The organism is Methanolobus sp. (assembly GCF_016278365.1).
Taxonomy (GTDB): Archaea; Halobacteriota; Methanosarcinia; order Methanosarcinales; family Methanosarcinaceae; genus Methanolobus.
In genome coordinates, this window is record NZ_JADQBZ010000004.1 from 66,634 (window position 1) to 85,075 (window position 18,442).

19 protein-coding genes and 2 tRNA genes are annotated in these 18,442 nt (G+C 46.3%); 14 read left to right on the plus strand and 7 right to left on the minus strand.

Going from position 1 to position 18,442, the window contains the following annotated elements; genetic code table 11:
- The first annotated feature begins 181 nt into the window (after window positions 1-181).
- Genes QZZ22_RS03820 through QZZ22_RS03830 form a run of 3 tightly spaced genes read left to right on the plus strand, consistent with a single transcriptional unit; the run spans window position 182 to window position 4,261 of the window.
- On the plus strand, window positions 182-1,273 hold the full coding sequence (locus QZZ22_RS03820; protein ID WP_292462886.1) for a radical SAM protein: 1,092 nt from the start codon (window positions 182-184) through the stop codon (window positions 1,271-1,273).
- A complete protein-coding gene (locus QZZ22_RS03825) occupies window positions 1,270-2,115 on the plus strand; it encodes a DUF4130 domain-containing protein (protein ID WP_292462887.1) in 846 nt (281 codons plus the stop codon). Before QZZ22_RS03820 ends, QZZ22_RS03825 begins: the two co-directional genes overlap by 4 nt.
- 31 nt (window positions 2,116-2,146) lie before the next feature.
- The gene (locus QZZ22_RS03830; protein WP_292462889.1) at window positions 2,147-4,261 is read left to right on the plus strand and encodes a helix-hairpin-helix domain-containing protein; all 2,115 of its coding nucleotides are present in this window, start codon (window positions 2,147-2,149) and stop codon (window positions 4,259-4,261) included.
- 6 nt (window positions 4,262-4,267) lie between these two features.
- Here the strand turns inward: QZZ22_RS03830 and hisB are convergent, their stop codons facing one another.
- The 3 genes from hisB to hisG are packed head-to-tail and all read right to left on the minus strand — an operon-like array spanning window position 4,268 to window position 6,489.
- Window positions 4,268-4,843, minus strand: coding sequence for an imidazoleglycerol-phosphate dehydratase HisB (hisB, locus tag QZZ22_RS03835; protein WP_292462891.1), 576 nt, complete (start codon window positions 4,841-4,843; stop codon window positions 4,268-4,270).
- A 42-nt stretch (window positions 4,844-4,885) separates the two neighbouring features.
- Window positions 4,886-5,626 (minus strand): 1-(5-phosphoribosyl)-5-[(5-phosphoribosylamino)methylideneamino]imidazole-4-carboxamide isomerase, encoded by a 741-nt coding sequence (gene hisA / locus QZZ22_RS03840; protein WP_292462893.1) that lies wholly within the window; start codon window positions 5,624-5,626, stop codon window positions 4,886-4,888.
- Between the two features lie 8 nt (window positions 5,627-5,634).
- On the minus strand, window positions 5,635-6,489 hold the full coding sequence (hisG, locus tag QZZ22_RS03845; protein ID WP_292462894.1) for an ATP phosphoribosyltransferase: 855 nt from the start codon (window positions 6,487-6,489) through the stop codon (window positions 5,635-5,637).
- Window positions 6,490-6,798: 309 nt separating this feature from the next.
- Between hisG and QZZ22_RS03850 the strand changes: the two genes are divergently transcribed.
- The 3 genes from QZZ22_RS03850 (at window position 6,799) to QZZ22_RS03860 (ending at window position 8,552) form a co-directional block, all read left to right on the plus strand.
- Complete coding sequence (locus tag QZZ22_RS03850; protein ID WP_292462895.1) at window positions 6,799-7,995, plus strand: methionine adenosyltransferase; 1,197 nt, start codon at window positions 6,799-6,801, stop codon at window positions 7,993-7,995.
- Between the two features lie 301 nt (window positions 7,996-8,296).
- A tRNA-Tyr gene (locus QZZ22_RS03855) sits at window positions 8,297-8,406 on the plus strand.
- A gap of 73 nt (window positions 8,407-8,479) precedes the next feature.
- Window positions 8,480-8,552, plus strand: a tRNA-Asp gene (locus QZZ22_RS03860).
- A 242-nt stretch (window positions 8,553-8,794) separates the two neighbouring features.
- Here the strand turns inward: QZZ22_RS03860 and QZZ22_RS03865 are convergent.
- Entirely contained in the window at window positions 8,795-9,580 is a 786-nt protein-coding gene (locus QZZ22_RS03865) for a winged helix-turn-helix domain-containing protein (protein ID WP_292462896.1), read from the minus strand.
- 923 nt (window positions 9,581-10,503) lie between these two features.
- Here QZZ22_RS03865 and QZZ22_RS03870 point away from each other — a divergent pair.
- Window positions 10,504-10,806: a hypothetical protein gene (locus QZZ22_RS03870; protein WP_292462897.1), complete on the plus strand. Its 303-nt coding sequence runs from the start codon at window positions 10,504-10,506 to the stop codon at window positions 10,804-10,806.
- A gap of 140 nt (window positions 10,807-10,946) precedes the next feature.
- Complete coding sequence (locus QZZ22_RS03875; protein ID WP_292462899.1) at window positions 10,947-11,759, plus strand: winged helix-turn-helix domain-containing protein; 813 nt, start codon at window positions 10,947-10,949, stop codon at window positions 11,757-11,759.
- Between the two features lie 9 nt (window positions 11,760-11,768).
- Here the strand turns inward: QZZ22_RS03875 and QZZ22_RS03880 are convergent, their stop codons facing one another.
- Window positions 11,769-12,026, minus strand: a complete 258-nt coding sequence (locus tag QZZ22_RS03880; RefSeq protein WP_292462901.1) for a hypothetical protein — start codon at window positions 12,024-12,026, stop codon at window positions 11,769-11,771.
- Between the two features lie 177 nt (window positions 12,027-12,203).
- On the opposite strand from QZZ22_RS03880, the gene QZZ22_RS03885 reads away from it, so the two are divergent.
- The 6 genes from QZZ22_RS03885 to QZZ22_RS03910 all read left to right on the plus strand — a co-directional run bounded on the left by QZZ22_RS03885 (window position 12,204) and on the right by QZZ22_RS03910 (window position 17,049).
- Window positions 12,204-12,629 (plus strand): hypothetical protein, encoded by a 426-nt coding sequence (locus QZZ22_RS03885; RefSeq protein WP_292462902.1) that lies wholly within the window; start codon window positions 12,204-12,206, stop codon window positions 12,627-12,629.
- Window positions 12,630-12,720: 91 nt separating this feature from the next.
- A complete protein-coding gene (locus QZZ22_RS03890) occupies window positions 12,721-13,896 on the plus strand; it encodes a Xaa-Pro peptidase family protein (protein ID WP_292462904.1) in 1,176 nt (391 codons plus the stop codon).
- Window positions 13,897-13,937: 41 nt separating this feature from the next.
- Entirely contained in the window at window positions 13,938-14,834 is an 897-nt protein-coding gene (gene map, locus QZZ22_RS03895; RefSeq protein ID WP_292462906.1) for a type II methionyl aminopeptidase, read from the plus strand.
- 51 nt (window positions 14,835-14,885) lie between these two features.
- The gene (locus QZZ22_RS03900) at window positions 14,886-15,632 is read left to right on the plus strand and encodes a hypothetical protein (protein ID WP_292462908.1); all 747 of its coding nucleotides are present in this window, start codon (window positions 14,886-14,888) and stop codon (window positions 15,630-15,632) included.
- Between the two features lie 36 nt (window positions 15,633-15,668).
- On the plus strand, window positions 15,669-15,956 hold the full coding sequence (locus QZZ22_RS03905; RefSeq protein WP_292462910.1) for a DUF1805 domain-containing protein: 288 nt from the start codon (window positions 15,669-15,671) through the stop codon (window positions 15,954-15,956).
- A 52-nt stretch (window positions 15,957-16,008) separates the two neighbouring features.
- Entirely contained in the window at window positions 16,009-17,049 is a 1,041-nt protein-coding gene (locus tag QZZ22_RS03910) for a TRM11 family methyltransferase (RefSeq protein ID WP_292462912.1), read from the plus strand.
- On the opposite strand, the gene QZZ22_RS03915 is transcribed toward QZZ22_RS03910, so the two are convergent.
- Window positions 17,027-17,611, minus strand: a complete 585-nt coding sequence (locus QZZ22_RS03915) for a M48 family metallopeptidase (protein ID WP_292462914.1) — start codon at window positions 17,609-17,611, stop codon at window positions 17,027-17,029. The two genes, QZZ22_RS03910 and QZZ22_RS03915, sit on opposite strands and share 23 nt — an antisense overlap.
- A complete protein-coding gene (gene truA / locus QZZ22_RS03920; protein WP_292462916.1) occupies window positions 17,612-18,433 on the minus strand; it encodes a tRNA pseudouridine(38-40) synthase TruA in 822 nt (273 codons plus the stop codon). It lies immediately after the preceding gene.
- Window positions 18,434-18,442 lie beyond the last annotated feature (9 nt).

The window sequence follows — 18,442 nt, forward strand, 5'->3', positions numbered from 1 at the left end:
TTTTCTTTGGATCATTAACTCGCATTCATTCCTTTTCTTTTCAAACTGATTTTTATCTTTATCCCTGCCCGGAATACTTTCACCCCGCATGGTTCCCGCTTATATATTCCGGGAAGGCAATTAGTATGCAATGATAAATCGGCACACTGCTAATGAACATCACTTCACCCTCACGGAAAGGATGAAAATACTTTCGGAGGGGACAAAGTATGATAGTTGCAACCAGAGTGCGGTGTGCCATGCATTTGGTCCCGACGGACGATGCATACAGCTCTACAAGACCCTTCTTACAAATTCATGTGCTGGTGAGTGTACATACTGCCCCAATAGGTGTGGCCGCCATTCCACGCGCACTTCCCTTACACCGGAAGAGATAGCAAAGATCACTTGGTCCTTTTACAGGAGAAATGCAGTTGAGGGGCTGTTCCTCTCTTCCGGGATAATCGGGGATGCCGAAAGGACCGCGGAAAAGCAGCTTGAAGTTGCAAAGCTCCTGCGCACTCAGGGGTTTACCGGGTACATTCATATGCGTGTGATGCCGGGCACCCCTCTGTACCTGCTGGAGGAAATTGCGGACTACGCCAACAAATTCGGTGTGAACGCCGAAACGACCAACTCCGTTAACTATTCGGAGATATGTCCCAATTTCGATTATACCAGCGATGTACTCCAGCGCCTCAAATGGACAAGGGACCTGATAAACAAGAAACGGCGGGAAACTGGGTATGGGGGGCGAATTATTGGTGCCAACGACACACAGTTTGTCGTGGGGGCCCTGAGCGAACCTGACAGGGAGATAATCGGGACCGTGGACAAGTTCATGGTGGAGTATGAGCTGAGACGCCCTTATTTTATGAGCTTTGACCCGGTCCCCTCCACGCCCCTTGAGAATAATCTCCCCTCTCCTAAATGGAGGGAGATCCGGCTTTATCAAACATCCTATCTGCTGAAAGACTATGGCCTGAAAGCTTTTGATTTCGATGCTGTTTACGATGACAATGGCTTCCTGCTGGACACCGATCCCAAGCTCCTTCTGGCGATGTCGCATCCGGAGCGGTTCCCGGTGAACGTGAACTCTGCAAGCAGGGATGAACTCTTACTTGTGCCGGGGATTGGCCCGGTAAGCGCGAACAGGATAATCCAGTCCCGGCCCATATCTTCCGAGAAGGAGCTCATGCGTATGGGCATTGTGGTCTCAAGGGCCAGGCCTTATATAGAGATCAACGGCTGCAGGCAGACAAATCTTTCCTCTTTCATGGGGGCCGGCGCATGAGTCCACAGATTATAGCTTTTAAGGATAATGTGGAAGGAGTGCTCCTTGCATGTCATGAACTGTTGCAGCATCCTGATTCGGAACTTCTTTTTGCAAAGGATATGGATGAGCTCAGGAGCAAGATGTCTTTCTCCGGAATTGAACATGACCTGACGGCTGTGGGGTTCAGGCCAGTGGTAAACTGTTCTGTCCTTGTGCAAAGTCTTTTTGGTAAAAGGAAGAGCCGTATGTCCGGAAGAGACCCGGACGTGGGAGGCTATATCCGTCTGGTCCTCCGTCACTCTTCGTGCGAGCCTGCAGAGCTGGTTCGTTTCATGTGCTCCTGTGAAGGCAATGCAGATATGTTATATTCCGGCAAGACTCCCACAGGCAGGAAATATTACAATTATATGCGTGATGTGTCACGTTCCTATCACAGTTTGTCCATGTTTGCGCGGCCTGACTTTGTGAACGGCATACTTTCGGTGAAAGTAGATTCCCCTCACAGGATTGGCGATATGTTCTGCCGCTGGCTCTCAGGAAAGAACCCGGACCTTCCTGTTGCTGTCCTGGAAAAGGAAACTGCCTGGATCGGCAATGGGAGGTACTTGGGCCTTGAGAATTTCACGCATATTCGCTCCTCTTTCTTTGAGAGCCTGAGCTTTTCAAAGGAAAAGGATGATGTTGATGACCTTTGGGATGTCTATTATGATTCCCAGATGATACCTGTAAGAAGGAACAAAAAACATGCTCAGCATCTGCAGCCCAGGATTTCATCCGCCATTAGTGAGATGTCCGCACGGGACAGGTATAAGGTGGAAAGAGGCATCCCGAACTGCACCCTTGACAATTTTACCGGTTAATTGTTTATGTTTAAAAATGAAGGTAGTTTTCATGTCGGTTGATATCAGGAGCTTACGTGATATACCCCGCATCGGGGACAAGATGGCCAAGCGCTTTATAGAGCATTTCGGCAGTGAGAGCCTGGCCCTCGAAGCTATAGTAAGTGGCGATATCGCCAGCATTTCCGAGGTGGAAGGCATGGGGCAGCGTTATGCGATCTCCCTTGTACACGATGTACAGTCTAAAAAAGATGGTGTCACAGTCTCTGATCTATTAAAGACCAGAGAAGCGATGGATGTGTATGAGAAAGTGCTTGATCTTGTGAAAGGTTTTGCTCATACTTCCTATGCCAGGGATAAAATGAACATTTTCATCCCTTATCCTTCAAGCCGATCTGATCTCATTCTGGAGATGCGCAGGTCAGTATCTTCCTACATGGAGACTGCAGCTCTCCTGCAGGATGATAAGGAAATAATATCTCTGCTTACGAAAGTAAAACAGCTCAATTTGAAATTCACAATCCCTAAGGTGCGGGACAGGGTAGTCATAACAGCTGATCAGAAGATCTTCGAGCATGCCAGGGAGAGATTTGGCTCGATGCTGGATGTGCATCTGGCAAGGTCCCTGTCAGAGTTCATTGATACTGCAAGAGGTTACTCCCATGTTATCGCAGCGGATGACACTTACATGGCCTTTGATTTTCCTGAAGATGTCAAACCTGAGTTCCTGTCTGACCTGAAAAGTGCCGGGAACTGGCAAATTATCCCTGAGAAAGATATATCGGTATTTGCCAAAAACCTTGAGAGCATCACCTGCTCTATACAGGCAGTGCAATTGCTCCGCTCAAAAGGTATTAAGTTCTATGCTGGTATTCCTGATAGTGATCTGGTAAAACTCGCTTCTGTCCTTTCAGTGATAGATGAGAGCGGCAATATCACAACTGGTACGGACAAGGAGGTGGACAGGCTGCGCTCTGCCACAGCTGGCATTGATCAGTGTGTAACCGATGCCGTGAAGAATGCCAATTCAAAACTGGATGAATGTCTTCTGAACAGTGAGTTCACACTGCGCGGACAGGAAATGCTGAAAGTGATGAAAGGGTCGGTGGAATTGAAGGAGCTTGTCGGGAAAAAGCTTCGTATATCCTATCATGCCGTTGTGAAGGAATGTGCCAGCGAGATATGCAGCACGCTGGACCTGGAAAAGAAAGAAACTATCTTTATAGACTCATTATTCCCGGAAGAGATTACTCATCCGCTTGAGGCTGACCGCGAACATCTGACTTCCTTTAAACAGCATCTTGAGAAAAAGATCCTCAAAAGGCAGCTTGAGCACAAGCGCGAGGTTTCTAAGGTGTTTGCCTCCTCCTTTGGAATAGTCAGGGACATGGTACGGGAGGTGCTGGACTTTGATGTTGGTTTTGCCATCGGGTGTTTTGCATCCGCTCACGGCATGATCATGCCGGAAATAGTTGAAGGCCCTGGTTTTGGTTTTGAGAAGGGGAGGAACATGTTCATCCTTTCCAGGCATGGAAAGGTTGTCCCGATAGACTATTCGGTAGGTATGACCAGTTTCAGCCCACAGGGCGATGCAAATCGTGTTATACTTCTCAGCGGGGTGAACTCCGGAGGTAAGACTTCCATGCTTGAACTCCTTGCGCAGTCGGTCATCCTGGCACATATGGGCTTCCCGGTACCGGCCTCTGCATTTGAGATATCCTTTACTGACGGGATCTACTACTTTGCCAAATCAAAGGGTACCCTGGATGCAGGAGCCTTTGAGACAACCCTGACCGAGTTTGCCGTGGTTGCGGATGATTCAAGTAAGCTTGTGCTGGTTGATGAGCTTGAATCAATAACCGAACCGGGAGCTTCAGCAAAGATAATAGCCGGCATACTGGAAGTGTTGGCAGAGAATAAGCAGAGCATGGCTGTGTTCGTATCTCACCTGTCGGAATTGATACTGGAGAATACGGAAAGTAGTATCCGCGTGGATGGTATCGAGGCCAGTGGGCTTGATGCCGACCTCAACCTTATTGTGGACCGAAGCCCCCGGTATAATTACATAGCAAAAAGTACGCCTGAACTCATAGTAGAGAGGCTTTCAAAGAAAACAAACGGCAGGGAACAGGCCTTTTATGCAAAACTGAGAGAAAAGTTCAGGTGAGCTGAACTAGAGTGTTCCCTTTGTGCTCTTTATGTCCTGCCCCTCAATAACTGTGGCTCTCTTAAGGGCGTATGCGAATGCCTTGAAAAGCGCCTCTATCTTATGGTGGTCATTATCTCCGCAGACGCTTGCATGCATGTTGATCTTTGCATGCTGGGCTACAGATTCGAAGAAGTGCCTGACCATCTGGGTGCTGAATTCGCCTACTTTTGGAGATGTGAACGCTGCTTCAAGTACCAGGTAGCTGCGTCCTCCGATGTCGAGAGCCACACTTGCAAGCGCCTCGTCCATAGGAATACGGGCCTCTCCGAATCTGGCAATACCAGCCTTGTCCTCGAGGGCTTTTGCAATTGCCTGTCCCAGGACGATGCCTGCGTCTTCTATGAGGTGATGGTCATCCACGATAAGGTCACCCTTTGCATTAACAAGGAGATCGAATCCGCTGTGTTTTGAGAATGCCGTAAGCATGTGGTCGAGGAACCCTATTCCTGTATCAATGGTAGATGAGCCGGTTCCATCCAGGTTAAGTTCGATGCGGATGTCAGTTTCGCTGGTCTTGCGTGAAATCTTTGCCTCTCTCATGGTGCACCTCGTGTTTATCAATTTCTACGATTATTCTACAATTCATATGTCTTTTTCAATAATAGTTATCGCTTCTGCCAGTGTGAACTTGCCTGTATAGAGGGCGCTTCCGACAACAACAGCTGAAGCGCCTGTTCTTTTGATGGTTATGAGGTCTGCAAGGCCTGTGACTCCGCCGGATGCGATGACAGGTACGCTGACGGACTTTACCAGTTCTTCAGTTGGTTTAGTGTTAACACCCTGCATAAGCCCCTCGGTATCTATATTGGTGAAAAGCAGGCTACCTGCGCCCAGTTTCTCGAACTTGATTCCCATCTCGACAGCAGTATGCTCGGATTGCTTTTTCCAGCCTTCAATGGATATTTTTCCGTTACGGGAGTCAAGAGCGACGTTGACACACTCACTACCAAATGAATCTGCCAGCTCCTTTACCAGTTGGGGATCATTGATGGCAGCAGTACTGAGTATCACCCTGTCAACCCCAAGCCTGAGCAGGCCTGCAGCATCCTCAAAAGAACGGATACCTCCTCCAGCCTGGATGCTTATGCCCATAGGTTTACACTCTTTAACTATCTCCTCTATGATAGGGGCGTTGTGGCGTTTGCCCTCTATGGCACCGTCAAGGTCGATAAGATGGAGGGTCCTTGCACCCTGGGATACCCAGTCCTTTGCAACCGCTACAGGATCGTCAAGGCTTACAAGTTCGCTGCCAGGTACGCCCTGCACAAGCTGAACGCACTTGCCGTTTCTCATGTCTACCGCGGGTATGATCTCAAAAGTCATGGGAACACCTAAGACATCATCCTTTCAATAGGCATTACCAGTATGTCTTTTGCCCCGGCCGCTTTAAGCTCGCTCACTGTTGCAAAGATCATATCTGACTGGACCACGGCATGGACTGCAAGCATGGCTTCATCAGACTCTACTTTCATCACGGTCGGACCTGCAAGACCCGGAAGCACCTTCTTGACCTTCTCAAGGCTTTCGGCAGGTACGTTCATCATAAGATAGCGTTTTCCTTTCGCACGCAGCACACTTTCAACAGCAGTCTTTATCTGGCTGATCTTGCCATCCTTGTCCATGCTTTTTTTGTTCGCTATCAGGTAAACTGAAGAAGAGAATACCTTTTCTATCATTTTGAGATGATTTGTGACAAGGGTGGTACCTGAACTTGAGATGTCCACTATCGCGTCGGCAATGCCGACATGCGGTGTCATCTCACATGCGCCACTGACCTTTATTATTTCTATTCCCACTCCTGCGTTCTCGAAGTACTTACGGGTGATGTTTGGGAATTCAGTAGCCACACGCATGCCTTTAAGCTGCTCTGCGGATGTTATGGGCGAATCTTCCGGGACCGCCAGTACAAGATTGGCGCTTCCGAACTTAAGGTCCAGCAGCACTTCTACGCTGGCATCTGTTTCGTTTATCAGGTCAAGACCGGTGATGCCCACATCTGCTGCACCATCCTGGACGTACTCGGGTATGTCTGCAGCCCGCGCGAAAAGATACGTGATCTCAGGATCAGTGGTTTTTGCAAAAAGCTTCCTTGTGCTGCCTTCGAGCACAGGGAGTCCCGCTTCCTTGAGCAGGGTGACTGTTGGGTCGTGCAGGCGCCCTTTGTTGGGTATGGCAATACGTATCATGTATATCCTTCTGGTAAAAGTGAATACCGGGCATGTTATCGTTTAATGTGCCGGGCAGTTATATGGTATTGTCCGGTAATGTCCGGTTGTTATTTGGAATGTTCTCACAAAGTCCTTTATATGATATAGATTTCACGCTGATGGATGTATCATTAACGATTGCTCCTATGCATATATAATTACCCAGGGTAATAATGGTTGAGAGTTAATATTAAATAATACGTTGATAGTTGATACAGGAAGAATACTTAATTATCTGTCCGATTATTTATTCTTGCAGTTGTTATTTATTCATACGAGGGTCAAAAAATGATGCGTAATATCAACGTCGAACACCTGATACAAACGCCTATTGAAAAGCAAAAGATCGAAATTGTGGAAAGAAAGGGTGTTGGCCACCCTGACAGCATTTCGGATGGCCTTTCAGAGGCAGTAAGCCGTGCATTATGTAAGGAATATATCAAAAAGTGCGGTGTCGTGCTGCATCACAATACTGATGAGACACAGATCGTGGCCGGCAGGTCCAGTCCTAAATTTGGTGGTGGAGAAGTTATCCAGCCCATTTATGCCCTGCTCGTGGGAAGGGCCACAAAAGAATTCGAAGGTGTAGAGATACCTGCGGAGTCAGTGGCCCTTTCAGCTGCGAGGGACTATATCCGCAAGAATATAATCGATCTGGACCTGGAAAGGGACATGATCATCGACTGTAAAATGGGTACGGGCTCATCCGACCTGAGGGATGTTTTCAACAGGACCAAAGTGCCGGTTGCAAACGACACTTCTTTTGGCATCGGCCACGCTCCTTTCTCGGAACTTGAGCAGATCGTCTATGAGGCCGAGAGGAAACTCATCACTGACCTTAAAACGAAAATTCCGGGCATAGGGACCGATATCAAGGTCATGGGACTCAGAGATGATAATGATATCTCTCTTACGATCTGCTGCGGAATGGTAGGTCGCCATATCGATGATATGGATCACTATATCAATCTCAAGGAAGAGATAGTGGATTATGTAACTGATCTTGCGATGAAGCGTACTGACAGGAACGTTTCTGCAGCGCTCAACACAGGAGACAATGCAAGCTGTGGTTCTATTTTCCTGACCGTTACAGGTACATCTGCAGAGATGGGTGATGACGGCTCAGTAGGACGTGGTAATCGCTGTAACGGGCTAATCACACCGGGCAGGCCTATGAGCATGGAAGCTACCAGCGGCAAGAACCCTATAAACCATATAGGTAAGATATACAACCTGCTGTCCACCCAGATGGCAAGAGATGTTGTAAAGGCCGTACCCGAGGTTCAGGATGTCTACATACGCCTGCTGTCCCAGATAGGCAAACCTATAGACCAGCCTCTTGTGGCAAGCGCCCAGATTATCCCGGAAGACGGCGCAAACTTCGCATCCGTCAGGGCGGAAACCGAAGGTGTCATGGATGAATGGCTGTCCAACATCACCCGAATAACAGAGATGGTTAGCAAGGGCGAACTGGATACGTTCTGATCCGTTGCTCTGTTAAGGTCCTAAGTCTCCCGGATAGTCCGGGAGACATGAAATATTTCCGTATGCTGGCCTCAGACTGGCAGAGGTTCCCTAAAAATGCTTATTTTTTGTATTTGTATTTGTATTTGTCTCATCTTGCTGTTGTCTTTGTTGCTATTGTTTTTAATCAACGCTTAATATTGTCCTGTTGCTATACCTTTCCAGGATCCAGTGGATTTTGCGGCGAAAGAGATAAGTATTATTGTGCGTATTGGAGTGTTACATCGCACAGCAATGCCGTGACGATTCATGGTTTGCAAGACCCGCCTTAACTCAGTGGTAGAGTGCGCGGCTGTAGTATGGTTCATGTGACTTGTTCACACATACCGCGCAGGCACCGCGATGTCCCCGGTTCGAGTCTGGGAGGCGGGACTTCCAAAACCAGAAAAAGGTTTATATGCTAAGAGTTCCTTTTAGGGGTGCTCAAAAGCGATAACCTCCGCGTGTCCGAATAGTGTAGAGGCCTATCATGAAGCCCTGTCGAGGCTTCGACCCGGGTTCGAATCCCGGTTCGGGCGCTAAATCTTCAATCCCGGCTCTTCCGGGATTGTTTTTATATTTCATCTGGCTTTTAATGTAAATTGTGGAAAAATTGTATCTTTTTTAAAATTTGACATGTCCCGGTATCTTGTGATTGTTGTAGGTGTAAATGATGTATTTATTGTGAATAATTGCTTTGATGGTTTTTTAAATATGTACCCAGGGCACTCGCTGTTTTCTCAACTCTGGCTGATCGGAGATTCATGGCAAAAACAATCTTTTAGATTTCATTAATAGGCACTGAATCTTTCAGATAATATTCAAAGAGCTCTTTCCCCCATTCAAGTGCAGATGGTTTGGAACACAATATGTATTTTTGGTCTATCTCTCCATTATCCTTGAACAGATGCATGAAAAAGTAGTAATCGTTATATGCAAAAGTCAACAGGTTCACTTTTTTAGGATATACGTATAATTTGAATAGATCATTCTCAAGAAGCTTTGCAAAATCAGGATCCGGCTTATCCCGTAACCTGTCAAGCACCTCTTGGGAAATGATTAGATAAATTTCAACATTGTGCTCCATCAGTATGGGATACAGAGTAGAATACATGGGATGAAAATATGTACTCACTCTAAATACAGAACTTGATACTTTGGAGCGTTCATAAAAATCATTATCAAATTCGTGTATGTCTGTAATTGCCGGGTTTATTATGTCGCATTTCCCAAGTCCGTTCATTTTTTTCAGAAGAGATGCTGGGATGAAGTCGAGGTTATGGGTACCCCAGTAATCAATATCCATTTCCAGGACTTCCAGTGTATCTATAAGGGGCGCCATCTTATTAACTATCAGTTTCCCGAGAGTTGTCAATTTGTAGGTATCTTCATGACGGGAAATAAGATGGTGATCTTCGAGTATCCTTATCTGAGGAAGCAAGGCTTGTCTTGTTGTGTTAAGAGACTTGAGGATAGCCTCTGCCCTCGCGGAATCATTCTGTAGGGTCAAGAGTACGCTTTTTCTCTTCTCTGAGGCAAATAGAACATCAAGCAATGCTTTTTTCATGCTGGCATATATCCTGTCGAGTGGTTGTAATTTTAGATGTCGATGTTTTGAATTAAAAGTTACTGTTATTTAAAATGAATTAAATCTTAATCTCTATAATTAATTTAAAAATATGTATCATGAATTATAAGTGTTGTAAAGATTCGGTGAAACCTTTCCATTATTCACATAACAGAATATTTTTGTTCTCCGAAAAATATCGCTGATACAGCTACAAATCAAATCCTGCCAAGTGTGCAGTTTGGCAGACGGATTAAGTCTTAGTTAATCTAGAAAGCTGATCATTTCGAAAGGGTATAAAATTAGTATTAATTAATGAGGAAGCTGAAATTATAGCGGCATTAAAAGAATTCTTGCAAGCAAAACTTAGTATTCTTGTTTAGATTAAACAGAGGTTAGGTTAAATAAGAACATGACTTACTATGTATTGCGGGTCGTGGGGAATGAACCGTAAACCGGGAGTGGAATTGAAGAGATATTGGGGAATATCTCGGATTCGTTAGGAGAGAGGCGCCTTAAAGCGTGGTGGTTTCCAGGCGCCTCATCTTATCTCAAATTGCATTTAATATATAATCTATGATATAGAAGTCGTTATAGTATATAATAATTCTTAATATTAGTCATTATCTTTATTCAACCAGTTTTTCGTTTTTTCATATAATCAATGCTGTCAATTACTATGATCTATAAAGCTTTGAGATTATATCTATAGAGTAGATGAGGGCATTATTTGTATTCATTTGTGGCTACAATTTATAGACTAACACCACGTTAGAAATATGGTTATCATTATAATTTCAATTGTTTTTAGATATGCGCGGTATGATTAGAAATTAACACAAGATTATGTTAAGTATTATTGTTCCTTATGTGTTTCTTCAGTGGTGGCAACATTTACAGGGAATTTTATGATTTATTGATGTATGACTGGTTCAGAGCGTGGTAATGTGAAACAAAGATCATTAACTAAAGTGCTGTTTGAATCGGAAATGACAATGAATTCGCTATTATTTCTGAAGGAGGGACCAAAAACACCGGAACAATTCTTTGCATATTTTAATACGCCAGAAAAAGAATTACTTTCCTGTCTGGCAGAGTTACAGGAATATCATCTCATAATCAAGAGTGATGATGAGGTGTATAAATTGACTATTATAGGGGAACTACTTGTTGATAAAATGACAAGTCTGCTAAATATGCTGGATAAGATTGAAGATACAGTTTAGTAATACTCCTAATTGTATCTGGTATCATATCTAATTTGACTTATCTTAATCATTTCTTTTTTATACCTTAATGCAAATACTCATCTGGTCATATTACAATCGCAGGAGAGTTATCTTTTCTCTATGATCGGAGGTATTTATTGAGAAGAACTTTACTTGAATCCATATTCATGTCTGAAAAGCGTAAGATTGTGCTCTTGTTATTACAAGAGGGGCCAAAAGATATCGAGTATCTCATGGAATACCTGGATACGACAAGAACGGCACTACTTCCACAGCTAAATGTTCTGCAGGATTCCCACCTTATCACCAAGGAAGGTAATATGTGTGAACTGACAACACTCGGTAAACTGGTGGTCAGTGAAATGGCGCCTCTGATAAGTACTGTGGCAACGCTGGAAAGTGACCTCAGTTACTGGGGAAGCCATCGCATGGATTTTATTCCTCCGCATTTGTTGGAAAGGTTGTATGAACTGGGAGAGTGCAAATTCGTAAAACCCACAATAACTGACATGATGGAACTCAACAGAGAGTTCATGGAGAATACCTATTCCTCAAAGTCTCTTTTCACGATCACGACTTTCCTGCACCCCAATTTCATTGAGATATACTCCGGGCTTGCAGACAAGGGGGTGGAAGTCTCTGTAATACTCTCTGATGATCTTTTCCGCAAAGTCACAAAAGAAAACCCTGAAGGTCTCCGGCATCTGATAAAATCAGCCCGGACGAAGTTCTATGTGTATGACCGACCTATGAACTTCATAACATTCTCTATGAATGACCATGCGTCCATCTTCCGCCTTCTAACAACATCAGGTGATTACGATGGGGTGCAACTCTTTTCATCCTTTTCCGGTACTGTCCGGTGGGGAAGGGAGTTTTTCGAGTGGTACCTGCAGGATTCAACTCCGGTTAGTGAAGTCCAGGTGCGGTTTCCGGATACGGTGCGTTGATCTTCCTGTTCATTGCGGATAAACACGCTCCATTATCTCATCCAGGATAGAATGATCGGCGCCGAGAATGAACATGGCCTGGTAAAGGCCAATTACCCTTTCTTTGTAATCCTCCACGTCTTCTATCTCGCCTTCATTGTACTTTTCCCGGACCATGTAAACATTGTCTATAAAGCTCCTGCAGATATCTTTTGTCTTTTCGTCCGGATTCTCGAACATCCCTATGCATGCTCTGATATCCCTGTCAAATTCATCTCTGTCTTTCATCTCTGCTCCCTGCGGGAATAATCCCCGCCTGAGTTCCCATAACCTAATAATGACTGCATTTTACAAGAGGATTACACATCATAAAGGACAATTGGAATTAAACCAAAGCCAATCCAAATCTTACACAAACTACATGAATCCTAAGTTACACTATCAGTTAAAAACAGGAGGCATCCGGTGGGCGATATATTAAAAGTTCTTGGAATCTCTTTTCTGATCCTGGTGGCAATAACTGCTGCAGGCAACTATTCCTACGGCGCGGGAGGATGCATGCAGGTTATCAGTGTGGATGAAAAGCACCAGAATAGTGACAGGTTCGTGGCTGAGGTGAATGCTTACGATGACAGGCTTGTGTTCAGCTATGTCCCGCGTACTGTCGATGCAGCTGGTGATTATTATGTTACTTACAACATCAAGGCTGACGGAAATATTCTGACAGTATCCGACCGTGAATCATACGAGAATATTTCAGTTGATGAGCCGGTAGTTGTCGAGATTACCCGGCAAAGCTCTTCCTTGTATGAGATTGAGATGCTCATCGAGGATGCACAGGAAAACATTGCGCACAGAAGTAGTATCAGGGTAGGGCCGCAAGAGCAGTAAAGTATACTGTCACCTGGCAGGATACATGAGGGACTTTCCCACATATGAACCTTAACAACAATTTTGTACTAGCAGGTACAAGATAGTCAATATGAAAACCGAACAGAATTTGCTTGATATCAGCGAGGCTCTCAGGGCTCATAAGTCCGATGCCTTTCTGATTGTAGGGAATTCGAATAACCCTGACATATTTTATTCCACTCATTTATTTTCTTCAGATCAATTTGCCTACGTGCAGACAAAGGACGCCTCCGAAACAATCCTGGTACCTGATATGGAACGCAAGCGGGCCGAGCTGGAATCCCGGGTCTCCCGGGTGCGTACCCTGCAGGACTATGATTATCGTGTCAAGGCTAAGGAAAGAGGGGATCCTGCAGTGGCCTATTGCGACTGCCTGGCCCAGATGCTCCAGGAGTTGGGCGCGCGCAGGATAGCCGTTCCCAGGGATTTTCCCTATCATATAGCCCAGGTACTCAAGGAAGATGGGTTTTCTTTTGAGGCTATAAAAAGTCCCTTCCAGCAGTTGCGTGCCAAAAAGAGTGAAGCTGAGATAGGGAAGATCAGGAAGGCGCAGGATGCCTGCAATCTTGCCATGAAAGCTGCGGCAGAAATGATACACAAATCAGAGGTTGTTAACGGACACCTTAATTACCACGGCTACGACCTGACGGCTGAGAAAGTACGCGCTGTTATCGATACCACACTCATTGAGCATGGTTGCGAGGCCGAAGGCACAATAGTTGCATGCGGCAAAGGTTCTGCCAGTCCGCACTGGGAAGGTTCAGGCCTGATCATGGCAGATGAACCCATAATCATTGATATCTTCCCCCGCAATAAACGTGACAGATATTATGCGGATATGTCCCGCACAGTGATTAAAGGTGAAGCTACCCAAAGGCTTGCAGACATGTATGAAGCTGTTCTTTTGGCGCAGGAAACTGCCATAGCAATGGTAAAGCCGGGTGTCAGATGCAGCGATATACACAGCAGGGTATGCGAGATATTCGAAGAGAAAGGCTATGCAACCTACAAAAGCGGATCATCAGTGGGTTTCATTCATTCTACCGGCCATGGCGTAGGTCTTGAGATACATGAGGCTCCTCCCGTAGGCGAGCGTGATGTGGTCCTTGAGGAGGGAAATGTTATCACCATCGAGCCGGGGCTGTACTATCCCGATGTGGGTGGCATTCGTCTGGAGGATCTTATCCTTGTAACAGCTGACGGACATGAGAACCTGACAGAGATGGAAAAGCGGTTTGTGGTGTGATCCGCAAAAACTTTATTTTATTTAAGGACAGGAGATAGCACATGAAAGAAGTACCCCTTATGACAGATGAGATTTTGGAGAAATATTTTAAAGCTGGCAGGATACTCTCGCAGGTAAGAAGTGAGGCAAAGGACAGGATAAAGGTTGGCACCAGCATGCTGGAAGTGGCTGATTTCGTCGAGAAGCGGACAGTAGAACTGGGAGCCGACGGTTCGGCTTTTCCATGTAACCTTTCGCGCAATGATGAGGCCGCTCACGCGACCCCTCTGCCGGGTGATGAAACCGTTTTCGGAGCGGATGTGGTAAAACTTGATCTTGGTGTCCATGTTGATGGCTATATCGCAGACTCAGCTATAACAGTAGACCTCACCGGGGGATATGGTGACCTTGTAAAAGCCTCGGAAGCTGCCCTTCATGCTGCTATTGACACTGTGAAGAACGGTGTGACCACCTCAGAGATCGGTGCAGCTATAGAGGATGCCATAACATCACATGGCTTCAAACCTATAGGTAATCTCACAGGGCATGGCCTGGCCCAGTACATCCCTCATGCTTCCCCGAGTGTCCCCAATCGCAGGATTGGCGGTGGCTCCTTACTGCACACCGGTGATGCCATAGCTATCGAACCCTTCGCCACCGATGGTGCAGGAAAGGTTACTGATGGGAGCCTCACTGAGATCTTCCAGGTGATACGCAGCAAGCCGGTGAGACTGCCTGCTGCAAGGCAATTGCTGAAGGATCTTGAGCCATACAGGACCCTGCCTTTTGCAAGAAGGTGGCTCCAGGGTGATAAGCTCGATTATTCCCTGCTCCAGCTTGAGAAGGCAGGCATAGTCCACTCATTCCCGGTGCTCAAGGAAGTGGCCGGAGGAATGGTCTCCCAGACTGAACACACCCTCATCGTAACAGATGACGGGTGCCATGTAACAACAAAGTGACAAGGAGGCAGCGTTACCCTGAAGCCGAATAACGTCTTCCTTTTCCTATTTATGCTATCTGTTGCAACAGTCACCTCCATCCCTGTAGATGCCGCTTATTCCTGGGAGAATAACATAACAGTGGGCATGGGAAGCATGACGTGGGAATATGCCGAGCAATACTCAGGCGAGAGTTCTGTTATTATGAGATCGGTCATCGATTCAGAAATGGGTAACAAGGACGGTTTCATTGCTGCCTGGGAACTCCTCAAAATGGACACTTTTAGCAGGCGGAACCTGCACACGTCAGTCAGCCGGAAAATGGATGTAAAGATAAATGACTCCTCTGCAAGTATTTCCCTTTCCGGAGTGGAGTGCGCTATATCCTCAGAACTCATTGGACCTGTGTCTAAAAAAGGTGAGGTCAGCAACATTTACATGGTCTGCTACGCTTTCAGGGATCCTCTTCCGGAGCAGGGCGGCAGAATATGGTTCCAGGGAGAGCCGGGTACTTATGTGTTTATCAGTATGCCTGAAAGAACTGAGATAACCTCTGTGCACGGGGTCGATAATGCCACCACCGGCGTGCAGGGCCTTGTTCCATACGTAGAAGGATACTTTGATTTCACGGGAGAGTCTGTGATAGTTTTCAGCATGAATAAAACAGTAACATCTAACCCGCAAACACTGGAATCAATATCCTTAAGAACTGATCTCCAGGATGTTCAGTCCCTGAAACCCTCCTCCCCGCTGGATAAGGTATTCCCGGGTTCCACAGACAAACTCCTTGAAAGGCTCAGGAGAAACTCAAAACTTTAATTTACACATTTTTCAATCTGTAGGGTGTGATTACGCATGCTAATTGAGAAAATAGAACTTGAAAATGGGACAGCTATTGGTCTCAGCTACCAACTACAGAAAGCCCCACTGATCCTGATCAATGCGGACCGGGGATTTGTGATGTGCGGTTATCTTGACCTGGAAGCTGCAACAACACTGGGAGATGTGGCTGTCAAGGTAAAAGGCGTTAAAACATTCGAAGACATGCTGAAAGCACCTGTAGTGGGCGCAACCCCTTCAGCCATCAGTCTCGGTGTCAAGGTGGGGATGACAGGAAAAGAAGCTCTTGAACTGATGTTCTGACCAGTTTATGATTGAAACGCTTTAATAGTACTTCCTGCTTCTATTGCGGTACATGCTGTATGCTTTTGAATTGTCAGGGGAGCACGATGAACTTCCCCGAAAAGAGATCCTTTCCTGTCTCAGGCTGGCAGGGTTTAGCTTCAGGGAACATGCCCGCCTGGACCAGTGTCTCGTGGTTGATATCGATGGATATGCACCTGACATAGATATGAGACTTAAAGCTGTGGCAGAAAGGCTTGCCATGTCCCATCATATTGTCAGGGTAGCAGGCATATGTGATGTTAAGGCTGAAGACATCATATCGCTGGCTGAGGACTGTGACCTCTCTGAACACATCGCATACGGCAGCACCTATGTAGTGCGTTCAAAGAGAATAAAGCATTATGGGGAAGGTGTGAAAAGGGAAGATATCGAAGGCAGGATAGGTGGTGTCATTTTCCGTAAAGGCTATCAGGCAAACCTTAGTTCTCCCGATATCAAGTTCCGGCTGATAATGACCGACAGGGCTGTCTTTGGATCAGTCGTCGCGTCAGTTGACAGGAGTGCCTATGAGCACAGGGCCCCCCATAAAAAACCCTTCTTCTATCCCGGTGTACTGATGCCCAGGGTTGCAAGGGCCCTTGTGAATATCAGTGAAGTGAAGCCAGGAGAAGCGCTCCTTGACCCTTTTAGCGGCACTGCCGGCATACTTGTAGAAGCAGGAATGCTTTCTGTCCATGTCATAGGACTTGAGGTGAGACAGATGATTTCCCATGGAGCCAGGATGAACCTTGAAATGTTTGGTGCAGATCACTCCCTCCTTGTCGGGGATGCCTGCCGGGTTCCCCTGAAGGACTGCAGTGTGGATGCGATAGCAACCGATCCTCCTTACGGACGCTCGGCAGCCATAAGAGCTGAATCTCTTCATCACCTGTATTCTGATTCTTTCTCTGAGATGTACAGGGTGCTGAAAAAAGGTAAGCTTGCAGTGGCAGTTTCGGAGATCCCGGTACTTGAGTACGCTACAAAGGCCGGCTTTTCGGTTGTGGACGTATTCACCCAGCGGGTTCACAAGAGCCTTACAAGAACCTTCACTGTGCTGCGCAAGGACTGACGCTGTTGACTTGGTCCTGTATCAGCAGCCAGTATGATGAAAGTTTCCTGTCGTAAGCCTTGTGGTCGCTGAAACGAGCTTTAATGTGGCTGTGAAATGCAGGACTGTGGTTGAGTTCAATGAGATGCACCATCTCATGGAACACGATGTATTCTATCAGTTCTTCGGGCAGGTATCGGATATGCGTATTGAAGTTAAGGTTGCCTTTTGAGCTGCAGCTTCCCCATTTTGTTCTCATTTTCCTGTAACGCACAGCCTGTGGTGCAACTCCAAGTTCTTTTGATATGCCCGTTACCATGTTTTCGACAAGCAGCCTTAAAATCTCCTCCGACCGGTCAGCAAGTTGTATCTCCTCCGCTCCGGCAAACGTCTCCTGCAGCCGGGAATGGCGGTTATATATCCATCTCCGATGACGGTGGATAATCGTCTCGTGTCCTGAATGATCCTTCGGGACTATCAGCTTCAACCTGCCTTTTCTGAACTCCAGCCTGGGGTTTTTGATTTTCCTTCGGATGACATCGTAGCAGATAACAGCATCCTTTATAGTGACCTGATGTTCCATTCAGTGTGGTCCCTGATCTTTTGGCACCAGATGGTCCATGACTTCTGCCATGACACGGTGGCGTATCATGTATTCATGAAAATTCTCGTTGGCTTTACGGATTGAGTAGGCGTCCTCGCACCATTCTATGGGCTGCGGGTAAGTTATCTCCATAAGAGTGAGCCCGTATGCTGGTGCGGATTCCAGTCCTTCCTCATATATCTCTGGCTCAAGCATCTGTTGCAGCCATGCCTCATCCCTGGCGCCACTTCCAACCATGGTAAGAGCTGTCACGATCTTACGTACCATATTCCAGAGGAAGCTGTTTGCCTGGATATCGATCTTTGTCAATGTTCCGCTAACCCTCACATCGACCTTCTCTATGGTGCGTACGGTACTTTTCTCTCCTTCCTTGGTGCAGAAATTAGAAAAATCATGAGTGCCCGCCAGTATTCTGGAGGCCGACCTGATCCTTGAAATATCATACTGCTCTCCGCTCATAATATACCTGTACTTTCTTGCGATAGCTGCTCTTCTTGGATCGAAATCTTCAGGTATTTCGGCATGTGCCCAGGCCCATATAGCTGTGGGCAGTTTCGAATTGATAACTCTTGGAATTGCAAGATGGATCTTATCTGTATCAAAAGCGACAACCAGCTCACGTGCATGCACGCCTGCATCTGTCCTTCCCGCACTTGTAAAATTGGCTGACCTGGGGTCCTGGATAATCTCCAGTTCCGTGAGTGCCCTGAAGATCTCCCCTTCAATGGTTGCAACATTCGGCTGTATCTGTGACCCGTGAAATCCCGTGCCAACGTATGCGATCTTAAGTGCTACTCTCATGCCAGTTCA

Bases quoted from the DNA above. Each gene is read 5' to 3' on its own strand.
- QZZ22_RS03820 (WP_292462886.1), top strand. From the start codon at position 182: ATGAAAATACTTTCGGAGGGGACAAAGTATGATAGTTGCAACCAGAGT.
- QZZ22_RS03825 (WP_292462887.1), top strand. From the start codon at position 1,270: ATGAGTCCACAGATTATAGCTTTTAAGGATAATGTGGAAGGAGTGCTC.
- QZZ22_RS03830 (WP_292462889.1), top strand. From the start codon at position 2,147: ATGTCGGTTGATATCAGGAGCTTACGTGATATACCCCGCATCGGGGAC.
- hisB (WP_292462891.1), bottom strand. From the start codon at position 4,843: ATGAGAGAGGCAAAGATTTCACGCAAGACCAGCGAAACTGACATCCGC.
- hisA (WP_292462893.1), bottom strand. From the start codon at position 5,626: ATGACTTTTGAGATCATACCCGCGGTAGACATGAGAAACGGCAAGTGC.
- hisG (WP_292462894.1), bottom strand. From the start codon at position 6,489: ATGATACGTATTGCCATACCCAACAAAGGGCGCCTGCACGACCCAACA.
- QZZ22_RS03850 (WP_292462895.1), top strand. From the start codon at position 6,799: ATGATGCGTAATATCAACGTCGAACACCTGATACAAACGCCTATTGAA.
- QZZ22_RS03865 (WP_292462896.1), bottom strand. From the start codon at position 9,580: ATGAAAAAAGCATTGCTTGATGTTCTATTTGCCTCAGAGAAGAGAAAA.
- QZZ22_RS03870 (WP_292462897.1), top strand. From the start codon at position 10,504: ATGACTGGTTCAGAGCGTGGTAATGTGAAACAAAGATCATTAACTAAA.
- QZZ22_RS03880 (WP_292462901.1), bottom strand. From the start codon at position 12,026: ATGAAAGACAGAGATGAATTTGACAGGGATATCAGAGCATGCATAGGG.
- QZZ22_RS03890 (WP_292462904.1), top strand. From the start codon at position 12,721: ATGAAAACCGAACAGAATTTGCTTGATATCAGCGAGGCTCTCAGGGCT.
- map (WP_292462906.1), top strand. From the start codon at position 13,938: ATGAAAGAAGTACCCCTTATGACAGATGAGATTTTGGAGAAATATTTT.
- QZZ22_RS03900 (WP_292462908.1), top strand. From the start codon at position 14,886: ATGCTATCTGTTGCAACAGTCACCTCCATCCCTGTAGATGCCGCTTAT.
- QZZ22_RS03905 (WP_292462910.1), top strand. From the start codon at position 15,669: ATGCTAATTGAGAAAATAGAACTTGAAAATGGGACAGCTATTGGTCTC.
- QZZ22_RS03910 (WP_292462912.1), top strand. From the start codon at position 16,009: ATGCTGTATGCTTTTGAATTGTCAGGGGAGCACGATGAACTTCCCCGA.
- QZZ22_RS03915 (WP_292462914.1), bottom strand. From the start codon at position 17,611: ATGGAACATCAGGTCACTATAAAGGATGCTGTTATCTGCTACGATGTC.
- truA (WP_292462916.1), bottom strand. From the start codon at position 18,433: ATGAGAGTAGCACTTAAGATCGCATACGTTGGCACGGGATTTCACGGG.